The sequence below is a fragment of the Ectothiorhodospira mobilis genome (genome assembly GCF_016584115.1).
Taxonomy (GTDB): Bacteria; Pseudomonadota; Gammaproteobacteria; order Ectothiorhodospirales; family Ectothiorhodospiraceae; genus Ectothiorhodospira; species Ectothiorhodospira mobilis.
The window spans coordinates 1-1,728 of sequence record NZ_NRSK01000060.1 but is presented as its reverse complement, the minus strand read 5'-3'; the positions used below and the strand labels follow the sequence as shown (position 1 = coordinate 1,728).

Annotated in this window: 1 protein-coding gene and 1 pseudogene; one reads left to right on the top strand and one right to left on the bottom strand. The window is 70.0% G+C overall.

The window, feature by feature from the left end; genetic code table 11:
• Positions 1-788 (bottom strand): monofunctional biosynthetic peptidoglycan transglycosylase (gene mtgA / locus CKO33_RS13145; protein WP_338081790.1); only part of this gene is annotated, 788 nt, incomplete at its 3' end.
• A 415-nt stretch (positions 789-1,203) separates the two neighbouring features.
• Here mtgA and CKO33_RS13140 point away from each other — a divergent pair.
• Positions 1,204-1,728 (top strand): annotated as a pseudogene (locus CKO33_RS13140) (hypothetical protein); the annotation flags it as partial.

Genomic DNA, 1,728 nt, shown 5'->3' with positions numbered 1-1,728 from the left:
GGGGAGGGGGACGGCGGCGTGGATAGGGGCAGTGGTTCCGGTACCGCCCCCCGGGCCTGCTGCGGCGGGCCGATGCCTTCAAGATAACCGGCCTTGTGCAACTGGCGCACCTGGTCCCGGATCCACTCCGCCCGCTGCAGCACCCGGGGGGAGGGCGCGGCGGCGCTCATGCGCCCCGGGCCGGGCAGCACCGCGGCCAGGCGCGCCGCCTCCTCCAGGGTGAGCGCGGCGGCCGGCTTGTGGAAATAGGCCCGGCTTGCGGCCTCGATGCCGTAGATGTTGGGGCCGAACTGGGCGATATTGAGATAGATCTCCAGGATGCGCCGCTTGGGCCAGAGCAATTCCATGAAGATCGTGAGATAGGCCTCCAGGGTCTTGCGCCCCAGGGTGCTCTCGGGCCAGAGGAAGAGGTTCTTGGCCGTCTGCTGGCTCAGTGTGCTGGCCCCCCGCAGCGGTCCTCCCCGGAACCAGTCCGCCAGGGCGGCGGTGATGGCCCCGAAGTCGAAGCCGTGATGGCGCAGGAAGCGCTGGTCCTCGGCCGCGATGACGGCAAAGGCCGCCTGGGGGGACATGGCCTCCCAGGGGATCCAGCGGTGCTGCACCGGCACCTTGTGGTCCGAGCCGGGGATGGACTGTTCGTGGCGCAGGATGAAGGCGGAGGTGGGCGGGTCGATCCAGCGCAGGCTGCCGATCCCCAGGGCGGTGAGCAGGACGAGTGCCCCCGCGGCGCCCGCCAGGGTGCGGCGCAGGGTACGGAGGATCCGGGGCTGGCGGTGAGGGCGTTTCACGCGGCGGACCTGGCGCTGATCACCCGCGTCCGGCGCGGGCTCGCCCCATAATGGGCCATTTGCACCCGGAAATTGAAGCCGGATATGGATTTTGCGCCGTAACCCCGCAGCAGTCATGGAAAGAGGGTGGAGATCCCCGGGGCCTGTGGAAAACCCTGTGGAGAAGATGTCGGAAAACCTTGCCATCCCCCGGCATGATGCGCCCCCGGGGGCATTACACACTTCTTGTGATGATTTCAAATCATTGTTTATGAAGGAGATAAAATCTTTTCCCTCGCCGTTTTCCGGGGCGGCGGGGGGACCGCAGAGGGGGGGTGCCGTTGGCTTGAGGATGTGTACAACCCGCTGCGGCCAGGGCGCCGTGCATCCCGCGGGGCCGCGGGCCAGGGCGAGGCGTTGGGGAAGACCCGTTGCCATGGCGTGGCTGGTGTGGATCCTGGCCTTCGCCCCGGCACCGGCCACGGGGATGCGGCTCAACCTGGAGATCGGCCAACTGGACGGGCCCGGCTGGGGCCTTTCGGGGATTCGGGCGGAGGTGGACACGACAGCGGCGGGGCCGCGCCTGGGGCTGCGGGTTTCCCATCTGCGTCTTCCCCCGCCTGTGCCGCCCCTGGAGGACCTGCGCCTGGATTGCCCGGGGGGCAGGCTGGGGACGGACGGGCTTACTTGTCCGCAGCTGCGCATGGTCCTGCCGGGGGTGGGGGAGGTGACCGGGCGGCTGCAGCTGTCCCGGGCGTCGGGGGTGGACCTGGAACTGGATCCCTTCCCCCTGGCGGGGGGGCAGGTCGGTCTGCGGCTGCGTGGCGGGCCCGGAGGCTGGCGGGCCAGGCTCCGGGTACGGGAAGTGGAGGCCGAGGCCCTGGCGGCCCTGACGCAGCAGTGGGAACTCCTGCCGCGGCAGTGGACCCTTTCGGGGCGGGTGGATCTGGAGGGGGAGATC